Genomic DNA, 13370 nt, shown 5'->3' with positions numbered 1-13370 from the left:
GGTGGTCCGCCGGGGGTCCGGGGGGTCGACCCCCGGGCAGACACAGCACGAAACAGTTGGCTGGGCCGACGCCGGCTCCGTGACCACGCGGGGTGACCCGGGGGCCCGGGGGGTCGACCCCCGAAGAGGCTCAGCCTGCCCAGTATCGGAAGATCACCGCCCCGGAAGCCGCCTTGTCGATATACTGACGGCGACCGGGGCGGCTTTTTCGTGCCCTTTACGTTGGGGCGACCGGTCACTGGGCTCCCGTTCGGGAGCATGCCGGGAAGCCTGGTCGGCACGGAACACCTGAAGCGGTCATGACGCTGTCGCACGTCATTGGTCTCGCTTGTTCCGTTTTGTCTGTTTCGTTACGCGGTAAACGCGCGTACGAACCACACCGACCTGGAGGCCCCGTTGACGTCGCGCCGCAAGTTCCTCGGCAGACTCACCCTGACCGAGCGCAACTTCGTCGCCAACGCCCTGCGTACGGAGACCGTCGGTGGCGTGCTGCTCCTGATCGCCGCGGTGGTGGCACTGGTCTGGGCCAACAGCGCGTGGAGCGACGCGTACACCGACCTGCGTCAGTTCAAGATCGGCCCGTCTGCCCTGAACCTGGACCTGAGCCTGGAGAAGTGGGCGGCCGACGGCCTGCTCGCGGTGTTCTTCTTCGTGGCCGGGATCGAGCTCAAGCGCGAACTCCTGGTCGGTGAGCTGCGCAGCCCGGCCGCCGCCGCCCTCCCGGTCGTGGCCGCCGTGTGCGGGATGGCCGTACCGGCGCTCTTCTACTTCGCGGTCAACGCGGGGGGCAACACCGACGGCTGGGCGATCCCCACCGCCACCGACATCGCATTCGCGCTCGCCGTCCTGGCCGTCGTCGGCACCAACCTGCCGTCCTCGCTGCGGGCCTTCCTGCTGAGCCTGGCCGTGGTCGACGACCTGGGCGCGATCCTGATCATCGCGGTCTTCTTCGGGAAAGGCTTCAGCGGCCTCGCGCTGGCCGGGGCGGCAGTGCTGCTCGTCCTGTTCTGGTGGCTGCAGAAGAAGCGGGTCCGCGGCTGGTACTTCTACGTGCCGCTCGCCCTGGTCATCTGGGGGCTCATGCACGAGAGCGGCGTCCACTCCACCGTCGCCGGCGTGGCGATGGGCCTGCTGATGCGGGTCCACCCCGACAAGGACGAGGACAACTCCCCCGCCGAGCACGTCGAGCACGCGATCAGGCCGTTGTCGGCCGGTTTCGCGGTGCCTGTCTTCGCACTGCTGTCCGCGGGCGTCGCGGTGTCCGGGTCGGCGCTGGGCGACATGGTCTCCGAGCCCACCTCGCTGGGCATCATGGGCGGTCTTTTCATCGGCAAGATGGTCGGCATCTTCGGCGGCACGTTCCTGGCGGTGAAGTTCACCAAGGCGGAGCTGAACAGCGAGCTTGAGTGGGCCGACGTGTTCGGCGTGGCCGTGCTCGCGGGCGTCGGCTTCACGGTGTCCCTGCTGATCAGCGACCTGGCCTTCCCCGACGACCCGGTGGTCCGCGAGCACGCCAAGGCCGCGGTGCTGGTGGGCTCACTGATCTCCGCGACGGTCGCGGCGGTGCTGTTGAAGCTGCGGGACAAGAAGTACCGCCAGTTGTGGGAGGCCGAGAACCTCGACTCCGACGGCGACGGCATCCCCGACTGCTACGAGGAGGAGGCCGCCCTCCAGAAAGTGGCCAGGATCGGCCGGGAGCCGGAGGAGAACCCCTTCGGCAAACCGTAAGGTCGGCCCATACACCACAGCTGTACCTGAGACACATCCGTGCCCCGCTGGATTGCTCCGGCGGGGCACGGCATGATCGGTTCTCATATACAACCTGTGCTCATGTACAGCCGCCGCAGCACCCGAATTACAAGGAGAACAAAATGCCCGGCACCGAAAGGTCCGTACGGCAGGACGCCCCCGCCGACGCCCGCTCGCTGGGCCAGCTGTTCTCCTCGGCGTCCAAGGACATGTCCACGCTCGTCCGCAGTGAGATCGAGCTGGCCAAGCGCGAGCTCAAAGTGGACGCCATCGAGGGCGCCAAGGGCAGTGCCGCGCTCATCCTCGCCGCGTTCGTCGGCGTGTTCGCGTTCATCTTCCTGAGCTTCGCGCTGGTGTACGGCATCCACTGGGCCGGGCTGAACCTGTTCTGGAGCTTCCTGATCGTCGGCGGGTTCTACCTGCTGCTCGTCGCGCTCCTGGTGCTGTTCGGCATCAAGTCGTTCAAGAAGGTCCGGCCGCCGGAGCGCACCCTGCGGACGGCCAAGGACACCATGTCCACGCTCAAGAACCGGGGCTGACCGGAACCCGGGGGCCCCGGATGTTGCCGAATCGTGCCTGATCCATCCGTCCGCGCCGGAACGCCGCGCGGGCTTCGCGCTCCCGGCTGTGCAAGCCTGCCTGTATGACGGCTCCGCAGACCGGCGTGGTGTACGCCGACGGCCCCTGGACCCACCGCGACATCGCAGCGAACGGAGCCCGGTTCCACCTCGCCGAGACGGGCGAGGGGCCGGTCGTGCTGCTGTTGCACGGCTTCCCGCAGTTCTGGTGGAGCTGGCGCAACCAGATGACCGCGCTCGCCGACGCGGGGTTCCGCGCGGTGGCCATGGACCTGCGCGGGTACGGCGGCAGCGACCGCACCCCCCGCGGCTACGACCCGGTGACCCTGGCCCTGGACGTCACCGGGGTGATCCGGTCACTCGGCGAGCCCGACGCGACCGTGGTCGGCCACGATGTGGGCGCGTTGCTCGGCTGGACGGCCGCCGTGCTGCGGCCCAAGCTGGTCCGTCGTCTCGTCACCGTCTCCATGGCGCATCCCCGCCGCCTGCGCAGCGCTCTGCTGAGTGACCGGCGGCAGATGGCCGCGTCCAGTCACGTCTTCGGCTTCCAGCGGCCCTGGTTGCCCGAACGACGGCTGGTCCGGGACGAAGCGGCCCAGGTGGGCGGGTTCGTGCGGGACTGGTCGGGTGCGGTGAAGCCGAGCGCGGAGACCGTGGACCGCTACCGGCAGGCGATGCTCATCCCCGGCACTGCGCACTGCTCGATCGAGTACTACCGCTGGATGCTCCGCTCCGTACCGCGTCCTGACGGTCTGCAGTACACCCACCGGATGCGCACGCCGGTGGACGTGCCCACCCTGCAGTTGCACGGTGCCCTGGACCCTGTCGTGCTGCCGCAGACCGCGGTCGGGTCGGGGCAGTACGTCACCGCTCCGTACCGCTGGCGGCTCCTTGAGGGCGTCGGGCACTTCCCGCACGAGGAAGTGCCGCAGACGTTCAACACGGAGCTCCTCGGCTGGCTGAAGGACCCTGAGCCGGACCGCTGAGGCGGTCTGGGCGTGTAACAGTCCCTCTACGAGGGTGACCCGGGTCTGCGCCGATCGTCTCCGGGTAGCGCCGACCTGGGACATCGCCCGGGTCCGCATGAGAATGTGACCAGTGTGAATGTGCTCGACATCATCCTGCTGATCGCCGCGATCGCCTTTGCCTTTTCGGGCTACCGCCAAGGCTTCATCGTCGGTGTCCTCTCGTTCATCGGCTTCCTCGGCGGCGGCATGCTCGGGATGTGGCTGGTGCCGGGCATCCTGGAGCGCTTCGATCCGGGTCTGGGCCCGTCGATCGCCGCGATCTGTGTGGTGCTCGTGCTCGCCACGCTGGCGCAGGCGCTGTTCGCCGCGGCCGGCGGGCGGTTGCGGCACCACCTGGAGTCGAAGGCGGCCCGGGGCGTCGACGCGGCCGGTGGCGCGGTGGTGAGTGTGACCGCGCTGCTCCTGGTGGTGTGGCTGATCGGCTCGGCGGTGGCCGGGTCGTCGATGCCGACGCTGTCCCGGCAGGTGCGCAACTCCGAGGTGCTCGGCGGTGTGCAGCAGGTGCTGCCCAAGGACGCCAACACGTGGTTCTCCTCGTTCTCCAACCTGCTGGACCGCAACGGTTTCCCGCAGGTGTTCAGCCCGTTCGTCGACGAGAAGATCCCGCAGGTCCCGCCGCCGGACCCGAAGCTGCTGGCCTCGCCGGCCGTGCAGAGCTCCCGGGGCAGTGTCGTGAAGGTCGTCGGTACGGCGAAGAGCTGCGGAAAGGTCATCGAGGGTTCCGGGTTCGTGTACGCGCCGCAGCGGGTGATGACCAACGCCCACGTGGTCGGCGGGGTGAAGAAGCCGACTGTGCAGGTCGGCGGGCAGGGCAAGGAGTACGCGGCGGAGGTCGTGCTCTACGACTGGGAGCGTGACATCGCGGTGCTCGCGGTGCCCGGGCTGAAGGCCGCGCCGCTGGAGTTCGAGCCGAAGGCACACGCGGGGTCCGACGCGATCGTGCTCGGCTTCCCGGAGAACGGCGACTTCCATGTGGAGCCCGCCCGGGTGCGCGCGGAGATCCGGGCCGGTGGCCCGGACATCTACAAGCGCGGCACGGTCAAGCGTGAGGTGTACTCCCTCTACGCGAAGGTGCGGCAGGGCAACTCGGGCGGACCGCTGATCTCCCCGACGGGGAAGGTGTACGGGGTCATTTTCGCGAAGTCGCTGGACGATGAGTTCACCGGTTACGCACTGACTGTGGATGAAGTGCGGTCCGACGCCGAAGCAGGCATGCTGGCCACCAAGCCTGTGGATACTCAGAGTTGCGCAATGTGACTGGTAGACCCCGGCCGTAGAGCTGAATGCTCTAATTTATACTGCGAGATGTCCACTTAAGGGGTGAATTCGGGCGATGGTTAGACCAGTTGCCGCACAACCCTTCTTGACGGACAGTCAGCAGACCCGCGTTACACAGGAGTTCTCCACAGGTTGTGGATAACTCCTGTGGGTAACCGCCGCTCAGCCTGTGGAAATCATCGGGGTCAGAGCCCTCGACGCCACTGGTCCTGACGGACCGCGGGTCCCCTGCCGATGCTGTCCGGACATGACTGTACGGATGCGCAGCCGCAGCGGCAGTGCATCCGTACACGATCGTGAAATTGGCGTGCCGGGCAAAAAACCCAGCCTCAGCGCGAGTGCTTCAGGCGCAGCCCGATCCAGCGGGCGCGACGCCGGAGTATGCGCAGCAACCCCGGCGTTTGGATTTCGACTCCAGGGCCCGCCGGGGCGTGGACCCGGCCGTGGCCGCGCCCCCCCGGGCTGTCGAAAACACCGTCTGCGCCATCGAATGGGGTGCGGTAGAACGTCCGGCTCATACTCGGTCGCCTACCCCCACACCTTGAGCGATAACCACACGTACGGACCAATGCGTTCGCCGGTGCACCCGTACCGGATAGGCCGGTTGGCGCGGCGCCGGCCCGGACCGCGGGCGCTCCAGCGGGTCAGCAGGCCACGCTCACGCCGGTTCCGAAGCCGACTCCGGAGCCGGTTCCGAGGCCACATCCTCCGCCGGGCGGTCGCCACGGCGCAGCAACTGCCGCATCGCCGGGCTCAGTTCCACCTCACGGGCGCGGTCCCAGTCCTGCTCCCAGCCCGCGTGGTGGATCACCCGGTCGAGCAGCCCGGCGGTGAAGCCCCAGACGACCAGGCCCGCCACGAGGAAAGCCGGGCCCAGGTGCCCGCTGGGGTGCTTGAGCCGGGCCCGGTTCGCCGGGTCCACCAGGTCGGCGACGGGGATGCGGACCACTCTGGCGACCTCTCCCGCGTCCACCGGGCCGACCGGGTGCTCGTCCCGCCACCAGGCGAGCACCGGGGTGACCACGAAGTCGCTGACCGGGATGTAGAGCGAGGGGAGTTCGCCGAAAACCCTGACCGTCGCCGGGTCGAGGCCGACCTCCTCCTGTGCTTCCCGGAGCGCCGTACCGGCGGGGCCGCCGTCCCCCGGGTCGACGGAGCCGCCGGGGAAGGCCGGTTGTCCGGCGTGCGACCTGAGTGTGTGGGCCCGTTCGAGCAGCAGCACGTCGGGGCCCTGCGCGCCCTCGCCGAACAGCATGAGCACGGCCGAGTGCCGACCGCCGCCGTCGGCGGGCGGCAGGAAGCGGCTGAGCTGTTCGGGTTCGAGCCGGGCCGCGGCCGCCGCGACGGGCAGCAGCCAGTCGGGCAGTTCGGGCAGCACTCCGGTGTCCACGGTCACTCTGCGGTCCCCTTCTGCAGTTTCCGCACCTCGGCGGCGAGGTCGACCGGCGGACGCAGCCGCTGGCCGGCCTCGCCCGCCAGTTCATACTTGAGCAGTTTCTCCGCTTTGTCCGGGTCGGTCTCACCCGCACCGTACGAAGGGCACAGCTGAGCGATCGCGCAGGCCCCGCAGGCGGGCTTGCGGGAGTGGCAGACCCGGCGCCCGTGGAAGATCACCCGGTGCGACAGCTCGGTGAGGTCCTTGCGCGGGAAGAGCGCGCCCACCACGGCTTCGACCTTCTCCGGTTCGTCTTCGGCCGTCCAGTTCCAGCGGCGGGCGAGGCGGCCGAAGTGGGTGTCCACGCTGATGCCCGGCACGCCGAAGATCTCGCCGAGGACCACGTTGGCGGTCTTGCGCCCGACACCGGGCAGGGTGATCAGCTGTTCGAGCTTGCCGGGGACTTCACCGTCGTAGCGCTCCAGGAGCGCCTGGGAGAGCCCGAGCAGCGATCTGGCCTTGGCCCGGAAGAACCCGGTCGGCTGGATCAGCGCCTCCAGCTCGGCCGGTTCGGCCGCCGCCATCGCGGCCGGGTCCGGGTAGCGGGCGAACAGCGCCGGGGTCGTCAGGTTGACCCGGCGGTCGGTGGTCTGCGCGGACAGCACTACGGACACCAGGAACTCGAAGGCGTCGCCGTAGTCGAGTTCGGCGTGGGCGTACGGATAGAGCGCGCCGAGCTCCCGGTAGATCTTCCGGGCCCGGCGCACCAGAGCCGGACGGCTCTCAGTGCCGGGATGTTCGACTGGGGAGGGCTGGGACTTTCGGCCCGTCTTCGGCGCCGGTGCGGTCACGGCGCTCTTGGCCGCATCAGCGGCAGAAGTATTGCGAGGCACCGGGCCAGGGTACGCACCCGGACACACTGCGCAGCCTTCCTGCGGATCCAGCCACCGTACGCATCCGTACGGTGACGTATGTTATATATCCGGTGCATCCGGACAAACTAGGCAAGTGATCCACGCCACCCCGGAGCTATGGGCCGTAAGTCCATAAGTCAGACTGTGACTGATAGCACTGTTTCACCGTCCGGCATCATGATTGTTGACCACAGTCGGCCAAGGAAGGATCCCCTCGTGGACGACGTTCTGCAGCGGGCACCGCTGTTTGCGGCCCTTGAGGACGACGACGCCGCGGAGCTGCGCGCCTCGATGGCTGAGGTATCGCTCGAACGCGGTGACTCGCTGTTCCACGAAGGCGACCCGGGCGACCGGCTCTACGTCGTCATCGAAGGCAAAGTGAAGCTGCACCGCAGCTCCAACGACGGCCGGGAGAACATGCTCGCCGTGCTCGGCCCCGGTGAGATGTTCGGCGAGCTGTCCCTGTTCGACCCGGGACCGCGCACCGCCACCGCGACCGCACTCACCGACGTGCGCCTGCTCGGCCTCGGGCACCCCGACCTCCAGCCGTGGCTCAACGGCCGCCCGAAGGTCGCCGCCGCGCTGCTGCGGGCGATAGCCCGACGCCTCCGCCGCACCAACGAGTCCCTGGGCGACCTGGTGTTCTCGGACGTTCCCGGCCGGGTCGCCAAGGCGCTGCTCGACCTGTCGCGCCGCTTCGGCGTCCCCGCCGAGGACGGCATCCACGTGGGTCACGACCTGACCCAGGAGGAGCTGGCGCAGCTCGTCGGCGCCTCCCGCGAGACGGTGAACAAAGCCCTGGCCGACTTCGCCGGCCGTGGTTGGATCCGCCTTGAGGCACGCGCCGTCATATTGATGGACGTGGAGCGTCTCGGCCGTCGCAGCCGGTAGTCCGTACGACCTGATGGGCCTGTTCCGCTGACAAGCGGCACAGGCCCATCAGTCGTCGCGCAGGTAGTCCAGTTGGGCGCGCACGGACATCTCGGCTGCCCACCACAGGTTCCTGTCGACGTTCGTGTAGACCCGCTCGACGACCTCGCGGGCCGTGCTGTCACCCAGCGCCACCGCCGCACGCACCTGGTCGAGCCGCTGCGCGCGGTGCTCCAGGTAGAACTCCACGATGCCGCGCCCGTCCTCCAGGACCGGGCCGTGCCCCGGGAGCACCCTGTCGACCTCGCCGGCCTCGATGAGCGCCCGCAGGTCCGCCAGCGAGGCGAGATACTCCCCGAGCTTCCCGTCCGGGTGTGCGATCACCGTGGTGCCCCGCCCCAGGACCGTGTCGCCGGTCAGCACCACCCTGTCGGCCGGGAGGACGAAGCAGAGTGAATCCCACGAGTGGCCGGGCGTCGACACGACGCGCAGGTCAAGTCCGCCCGTACGGATGACATCCCCGCCGGTCAGACCCTCGCTTCCGAGCCGCAGGGCCGGGTCCAGGGCCCGTACGGACGTCTTCGTCAGTTCCGCGAACCGCGCGGCGCCGTCCGAATGGTCCCCGTGCCCGTGGGTCAGCAGGGTCAGCCCGACCCGGCGGCCCTGCTCCTCGACCGTCCTGAGCACTGCCCGGAGGTGGCCTTCGTCGGCCGGGCCCGGGTCGATCACCACGGCCAGGTCCGAGCCTGGTTCGGCGACGATCCAGGTGTTGGTGCCGTCAAGGGTGATCGGGCTGGCATTCGGCGCGAGGACGCACGTGGCCCGCTCGCTCGCGGGGCCGGCGACGGCCTGGCGCGGGTCACCGGGGATGCGGAAGGACTCCATGGCTCCATGCTCCCTGACTGAGGGTCAACTCTGGTCGTAGGGGTTCGTGTTCTGCCCGAAAGGGTCGGAGATCCCGGGCCATTCAACGACGAGCCGGTCACCGTCGAAGCGCGGACGCGCCATGATCAGCTTGATTTCCCGGCCGGATGCCGCCCGTACGGCGTCATCGGTCGTCTTCATCTCCGCGAGGTTCCGCAGCGTCTCGATCGTCGGCGGCAGCATCGCGATCTCCTTCGCGTAGTGCTGGGCCAGGGCGTCGGCGGGCCGCTGCCACACCACCCGGTCCGCCTCGCCGGACACGTCGCGGGTGCGCTGCCCCTCGGGCAGGGCCGCGACGAAGAACCACGTGTCGTAGCGCTTGGGCTCGAACTCCGGGGTCACCCAGCGGGACCACGCGCCGAGCAGGTCCGAGCGCAGGACCAGGCTGCGGCGCTCCAGGAACTCGGCGAACGCCAGTTCCCGGCTGACCAGCGCCCGCCGGTCGGTCTCCCAGTCGTCGCCGGTGGTGTCCGCGACGATCTCCGCTGCGGACGGCCCGGCCAGCAGGACGCCCGATTCCTCGAAGGTCTCCCGCACGGCGGCGCACACGACCGCGCGGGCCTCCGGCTCGGTCACCTCAAAACGCGTGGCCCACTCGGCCGGCGTCGGCCCGGCCCAGGCCGGCGTGTGGTCGGCGTCGCGGGGGTCGATCCCGCCGCCGGGGAAGGCGTACATCCCGGCGGCGAACTTCATTGTCGTGTGCCGCCGCAGGAGATAGGCCTGCGGCCCGCCCGGTCGCTCGCGCAGCAGCACAACGGTGGCCGCCCGCTTCGGCTCGACCGGCTCGGCGCTCCCGTCCATGAGCGCGCGGGCGCGCTCGACCCAGGAGGCGGGCAGTGGCATGGCGGCTGGTTTTCCGGGGCTCCCCGTGGCAGTCATAACTCGGAGCGTACGCAGCTGGGCGTAGGGATCAAGGGGCATGGGGAGGCGGCACTACGCCAGATTCACAGGTGACGCAGATGCTGCGCCGTGTCGAGGCCGGCGGTCGCGCCGGACGCCCCGGGCGCGCTGTCCTCATGCGCGGTCGCCGCCGCGTCGGTAAGTCCCGTCTCGCCGAAGAGTTCATCGAGCGGGCGAAACTACCGTCACTGTTCTTCACCGCATCCGCCCGGTCGACCAAGGGTGCGGACCTACAACTGTTCAGCGAAGCCGTCCTGGCCTCGGACCTACCAGGATCCGATGCGTTCAAAGACGTGACCCTGCGTTCCTGGGATGCGGCACTGCACCTTCTGGCCACCGCGCTTCCCGAAGACGGACCGAGCATCGTGGTCCTCGACGAGATGCCCTACCTCATCGAGCACGACCCGAGTTTCGAAGGCACCTTGCAGAAACTGTTCGACCGGGAACTGTCCCGGCGGTCCACGCTTCTGCTCGTCGTCGGCTCCGACCTCGCGATGATGGAGGCGATCAACAACTACGACCGGCCGTTCGATGCGCATGACCTCGGGAAACTGATCGTGCACCGCAGTCAACTTCCGGGGGCCGGCGACAGCACTCCACTATTGGCGGTCGCCCGCAGCGGAGTCTCCGTCACAGGTGTCACGGCAATCGGGCCCGAAGACCTACTCCCGGCCTGGCGGCGATAGGCCACCATCACCGCCATGACGGACAAAACACCGTTCGGCCAGCACCAGCAAAATTCGACTGACTCGACTTCGACTAAGTCGAGTCAGTCTAACTTTCCGCCCTCAGAGCCTTGGGTGATTGAGCCCCTTCAGTCCCTGACTGCTTGAGAAACGGCTCAGGCCCGACCTCCGTACGAAGGTCGGGCCTGAAAAGCGTCACAGCAGGTCAGACGACCTCGACGATCAGCTCGATCTCGACCGGGGCGTCCAGCGGGAGCGCGGACACTTCGTCCTGGCCACCCGAATTGACATCAACCTTTCAGTTCTGCGACACGTTGCGACATCAGCCCGGCCAGCAGGTCGGTAGCGCGGTCCTCGAAACCGATCTCCCCCAGCCGATCGATCCAGCCAGGGGCCGATTCCACGAGGCCGTCCAGGACACGGCTAGCGGCACGCTCCGAGAGCCCCACACGACCGACCGCGTCGAGCAGGTGCTTGCGCGTCAGTTTGTTCGCTTTGCCGTAGAAGGGCAGCGCCATCGGATCACGCCATCCGGCATAGGGCTGGGTCGTCAGCAAGTCGTAGGCGGGAGTGACCTCCCATCTGCCGCTCGTGGCTTCCGCGCGCACCGAATAGTTCTTCCCGTGCAGATCGCCGTTGCCGATGAGGTAGCTGAAGGCGGTGATCTCCAACAGCCGTCGCAGTGCGAGAGGCCGGGATCCTCCCCCCGCTGCGACAACCTCACCGAAGATCCGGAAGATGTCCTCGGTCTTCAGCCGGTACTTCGAGGCCGGATAGACGCCCGACACCTGACAGGCATCCTCCTGCGGCAGACCTCGCCACAGGCCACTGTCGGGAACCCGGTCGAAGCGGGAGATCAGCAGTCCGGCATTACCGTCACGGTCATGAACCAGTCGATGCTCGGGGACGGAAAGACCACAGTCCGCAGCCATCGACAGAAAGAAGTTCTCGTTCTCCACCAGCCGGGGGTAGCCGTGCGGTGGGTTGAGTTTGAGGATCGCAGGGCCCACGTCCGTAGCCACCGGCGTAGAGATCATCACCGCGGATACCTTCGCCTGGACACCAGGCAGCGCGACACGTTCGAGCATTTCCGCATCAACAGCAAGAGCGCGCGCGAAGACTTCCGCAAACGCCTCCCCGGCCAGACTTCGTTCATCGACGGACGGCTCCGCGGCAGGGATGGATGAACCTGCCGGCACGACTCTTACGTCCCCGATCGCGTCGCCTCCCACAGCGATCAGCAGAGTGAGGTGATCGTCCTCGCTGGTACGGGTCGCCGTCACCACGGCGCGGAGCCGGGCGCCTTCAGGGAGCAAGCCGGCAAAGAACGGCGGAACAGACCCGGCAGCCGCCCGTACTTCCCCGTCCTTCTTGGGGAGCGTCCAAGCGACGGCCGGTGCGTCCGACGAGTCCAGATACCGGTCTTCATAGGTGAAGACAGTGTCGTCCCCCTCTCTCACCAACCGGCCGGCGAGCCGGTCCCCCTTGTACACATCTGCCGCCTCCACCCGACGCAGATCATCCAGCAGTGGTCGATCGAGATGCGGATCCACCACCGGCATGCCTCTCAGCTTTGGTTCTTCTCGGAGGATTCGCCCCGCGGGCGCAGGATCACCACTTGGTCCGGAGGTAGTCCACGTGCCAACGGGACCGGCAGGACAGCCAAAGCCAGTCCCAACGCATCCGTCACCCGGTACAACGAGTCGAGACGGGCTGCGGAGCGCCCGGCTTCCATGGCTTGCAGGGTAGGGAGGGAGACATCGGCCAAGTCGGCCAAGTCAGCCTGGGTCAGCGCCAGTTCACGACGCCGGGCGGCCAAAGCTGTTCCCAGCTCCCCCCATATACCCGGAGTCCGGGAGCCGCGCTTCCGTGGTTCTCCTGCCGCCACCCTCGCCACCTAAGCATTGAATTACAAGCATTGGCGCCACCGTATGCCAATTCAGCGGCAGTCACACCCTTAAAGCCTAAAGTTTCATACTTAAGAGCGAAGATCGACCGCGCGGGCGGCTAGCGCATTTCAAAGCTTGAATAAATACACTTAAGAAAACGGCTCAGGCCCGACCTCCGTACGAAGGTCGGGCCTGAAAAGCGTCACACCCGGTCAGACGACCTCGACGATCAGCTCGATCTCGACCGGGGCGTCCAGCGGGAGCACGGACACGCCGACCGCGCTGCGGGCGTGGACGCCGGCCTCGCCGAAGACCGCGCCGAGCAGTTCGCTGGCACCGTTGATCACGGCGGGCTGACCGGTGAAGTCCCGGGCTGAGGCGACAAAGCCGACGACCTTGACGACCCGGACGATGTTCGCCAGGTCACCGATCTGGGCCTTGATCGCGGCGAGCGCGTTCAGGGCGCAGCGCTGGGCGAGTTCCTTGGCCTCCTCGGGGGTGACCTCGTCGCCGACCTTGCCGGTGCGCGGCAGCTTGCCGTCGACCATCGGCAGCTGGCCGGAGGTGTAGACGTAGTTGCCCGTACGGACGGCCGGCACGTAGACGGCGACCGGTGCGGCGACCTCCGGGACGCTCAGGCCGAGCTCGGCGAGCTTCGCCTCCGGGTGCGTGCTCACGCCTGCTTCTCGCGCTTCATGTAGGCGATCAGGTTGTCGGTGCCGCTGGGGCCGGGCACAACCTGCACCAGCTCCCAGCCGTCTTCGCCCCACGTGTCGAGGATCTGCTTCGTCGCGTGGATCAGCAGGGGGAAAGTGGTGTACTCCCATTTCTTCATGGGAGAGACCTTACGGTGATTCGCACAGCAACTTCCCGCGAGGGGCTACCGAGCGAAGCGAGGGAGCGCGCCCGGAGGGCGCAGCTTTTCGGGCGACGCGCGGGCGCCGAGCGACCCCGGAGCGCCAGCGACGGGGGCGGGAGGGTGACGCCCGCGCTTGGAGCCCGCGTCAACGCAGCTTTTCGGGCGACGCGCGGGCGCCGAGCGACCCCGGAGCGCCAGCGACGGGGGCGGGAGGGTGACGCCCGGGCTTGGAGCCCGCGTCAACGCAGCTTTTCGGGCGACGCGCGGGCGCCGAGCGACCCCGGAGCGCCAGCGACGGGGGCGGGAGGGTGACGCCCGGG

Annotated in this window: 14 protein-coding genes; 6 read left to right on the top strand and 8 right to left on the bottom strand. The window is 68.3% G+C overall.

Annotated elements, in window-relative coordinates; all coding sequences use genetic code 11:
* Positions 1–396 precede the first annotated feature (396 nt).
* The 4 genes from nhaA (at position 397) to AC0Z36_RS28255 (ending at position 4612) form a co-directional block, all read left to right on the top strand.
* Positions 397–1728, top strand: coding sequence for a Na+/H+ antiporter NhaA (gene nhaA, locus AC0Z36_RS28270; protein ID WP_485465917.1), 1332 nt, complete (start codon positions 397–399; stop codon positions 1726–1728).
* A 143-nt stretch (positions 1729–1871) separates the two neighbouring features.
* Positions 1872–2288 (top strand): phage holin family protein, encoded by a 417-nt coding sequence (locus tag AC0Z36_RS28265; protein WP_485465916.1) that lies wholly within the window; start codon positions 1872–1874, stop codon positions 2286–2288.
* Between the two features lie 104 nt (positions 2289–2392).
* Positions 2393–3313, top strand: coding sequence for an alpha/beta fold hydrolase (locus AC0Z36_RS28260; RefSeq protein ID WP_485465915.1), 921 nt, complete (start codon positions 2393–2395; stop codon positions 3311–3313).
* A gap of 114 nt (positions 3314–3427) precedes the next feature.
* Complete coding sequence (locus AC0Z36_RS28255) at positions 3428–4612, top strand: MarP family serine protease (protein ID WP_485465918.1); 1185 nt, start codon at positions 3428–3430, stop codon at positions 4610–4612.
* Positions 4613–5291: 679 nt separating this feature from the next.
* Here the strand turns inward: AC0Z36_RS28255 and AC0Z36_RS28250 are convergent.
* Both AC0Z36_RS28250 and nth read right to left on the bottom strand, forming a co-directional pair.
* Positions 5292–6029 (bottom strand): NUDIX hydrolase, encoded by a 738-nt coding sequence (locus tag AC0Z36_RS28250; RefSeq protein ID WP_485465914.1) that lies wholly within the window; start codon positions 6027–6029, stop codon positions 5292–5294.
* Positions 6026–6901 carry an endonuclease III gene (nth, locus tag AC0Z36_RS28245; protein ID WP_485465913.1) on the bottom strand — a complete coding sequence of 292 codons (876 nt, stop codon included), beginning with the start codon at positions 6899–6901 and terminating at the stop codon, positions 6026–6028. The genes AC0Z36_RS28250 and nth overlap by 4 nt, the downstream gene beginning before the upstream one ends.
* A 237-nt stretch (positions 6902–7138) precedes the next feature.
* Between nth and AC0Z36_RS28240 the strand changes: the two genes are divergently transcribed.
* Positions 7139–7813, top strand: a complete 675-nt coding sequence (locus AC0Z36_RS28240) for a Crp/Fnr family transcriptional regulator (protein WP_485465912.1) — start codon at positions 7139–7141, stop codon at positions 7811–7813.
* A gap of 48 nt (positions 7814–7861) precedes the next feature.
* On the opposite strand, the gene AC0Z36_RS28235 is transcribed toward AC0Z36_RS28240, so the two are convergent.
* Together AC0Z36_RS28235 and AC0Z36_RS28230 are read right to left on the bottom strand one after the other, a co-directional pair.
* Positions 7862–8677 carry an MBL fold metallo-hydrolase gene (locus tag AC0Z36_RS28235; RefSeq protein WP_485465911.1) on the bottom strand — a complete coding sequence of 272 codons (816 nt, stop codon included), beginning with the start codon at positions 8675–8677 and terminating at the stop codon, positions 7862–7864.
* 24 nt (positions 8678–8701) lie between these two features.
* Positions 8702–9595 (bottom strand): NUDIX hydrolase, encoded by an 894-nt coding sequence (locus AC0Z36_RS28230; RefSeq protein ID WP_485465910.1) that lies wholly within the window; start codon positions 9593–9595, stop codon positions 8702–8704.
* An 80-nt stretch (positions 9596–9675) separates the two neighbouring features.
* Here AC0Z36_RS28230 and AC0Z36_RS28225 point away from each other — a divergent pair, with 80 nt between their 5' ends.
* Entirely contained in the window at positions 9676–10302 is a 627-nt protein-coding gene (locus tag AC0Z36_RS28225; RefSeq protein WP_485465909.1) for an AAA family ATPase, read from the top strand.
* A 290-nt stretch (positions 10303–10592) separates the two neighbouring features.
* Here the strand turns inward: AC0Z36_RS28225 and AC0Z36_RS28220 are convergent, their stop codons facing one another.
* The 4 genes from AC0Z36_RS28220 to sp36 form a co-directional block, all read right to left on the bottom strand.
* Positions 10593–11864 (bottom strand): type II toxin-antitoxin system HipA family toxin, encoded by a 1272-nt coding sequence (locus AC0Z36_RS28220; protein ID WP_485465908.1) that lies wholly within the window; start codon positions 11862–11864, stop codon positions 10593–10595.
* A 5-nt stretch (positions 11865–11869) separates the two neighbouring features.
* The gene (locus AC0Z36_RS28215; RefSeq protein WP_485465907.1) at positions 11870–12190 is read right to left on the bottom strand and encodes a helix-turn-helix domain-containing protein; all 321 of its coding nucleotides are present in this window, start codon (positions 12188–12190) and stop codon (positions 11870–11872) included.
* Between the two features lie 213 nt (positions 12191–12403).
* Positions 12404–12868, bottom strand: a complete 465-nt coding sequence (locus AC0Z36_RS28210) for a RidA family protein (protein WP_485465906.1) — start codon at positions 12866–12868, stop codon at positions 12404–12406.
* Positions 12865–13026, bottom strand: a complete 162-nt coding sequence (sp36, locus tag AC0Z36_RS28205; RefSeq protein WP_485465905.1) for a Sp36 family protein — start codon at positions 13024–13026, stop codon at positions 12865–12867. The genes AC0Z36_RS28210 and sp36 overlap by 4 nt, the downstream gene beginning before the upstream one ends.
* Positions 13027–13370: the final 344 nt, after the last annotated feature.

This window comes from Kitasatospora sp. UYEF31 (genome assembly GCF_057291755.1).
This window is presented reverse-complemented; position numbering and strand designations above follow the sequence as displayed.

Coding starts and splice junctions, on each gene's coding strand:
- AC0Z36_RS28265 (WP_485465916.1), top strand. CDS start 1,872: ATGCCCGGCACCGAAAGGTCCGTACGGCAGGACGCCCCCGCCGACGCC.
- AC0Z36_RS28260 (WP_485465915.1), top strand. CDS start 2,393: ATGACGGCTCCGCAGACCGGCGTGGTGTACGCCGACGGCCCCTGGACC.
- AC0Z36_RS28235 (WP_485465911.1), bottom strand. CDS start 8,677: ATGGAGTCCTTCCGCATCCCCGGTGACCCGCGCCAGGCCGTCGCCGGC.
- AC0Z36_RS28230 (WP_485465910.1), bottom strand. CDS start 9,595: ATGACTGCCACGGGGAGCCCCGGAAAACCAGCCGCCATGCCACTGCCC.
- AC0Z36_RS28225 (WP_485465909.1), top strand. CDS start 9,676: ATGCTGCGCCGTGTCGAGGCCGGCGGTCGCGCCGGACGCCCCGGGCGC.
- AC0Z36_RS28220 (WP_485465908.1), bottom strand. CDS start 11,864: ATGCCGGTGGTGGATCCGCATCTCGATCGACCACTGCTGGATGATCTG.
- sp36 (WP_485465905.1), bottom strand. CDS start 13,026: ATGAAGAAATGGGAGTACACCACTTTCCCCCTGCTGATCCACGCGACG.